The following is a 388-nucleotide window of genomic DNA, read 5'->3' on the forward strand; positions in this document are numbered from 1 at the left end:
CTTCATTTTTATGCTGTGTAACAACGCCGAGCTTATATCTCTTTATCTCAGCAAGCTCATCAGAGGTATAACTAAAAATTCCAGATTGCTTTACTGGATTTGAAGTTATCGTTGCCAGTTTTCGTTTCTCTTCCGGTAGTGCATGAAAAAGTTTCATTAGGTCAAAAGAAGCATTACCTGGTTTTATATTTGGAAATTCCTGTTTAATATATTTTAGAGCCAAAGGACCATTCATTTGACCACTATTGTCACTTTTTAAGTAATATGTTTGCCAATTCGTCAGCGCAATACCAGTATTTCCTCCATCTAATTGTTTTTGTGTAATATAATACATATCATGTTCATATAAGTCTGAGGCATCAGGATGTAAGTCCACTATGATACCAGC

Annotated in this window: 1 pseudogene; it reads right to left on the reverse strand. The window is 34.8% G+C overall.

What is annotated here, in order from left to right:
• Positions 1-388 (reverse strand): annotated as a pseudogene (locus B5P40_RS24500) (hypothetical protein); the annotation flags it as partial.

The organism is Bacillus sp. SRB_8, assembly GCF_003264205.1.
Taxonomy (GTDB): Bacteria; Bacillota; Bacilli; order Bacillales; family Bacillaceae_G; genus Bacillus_A; species Bacillus_A mycoides.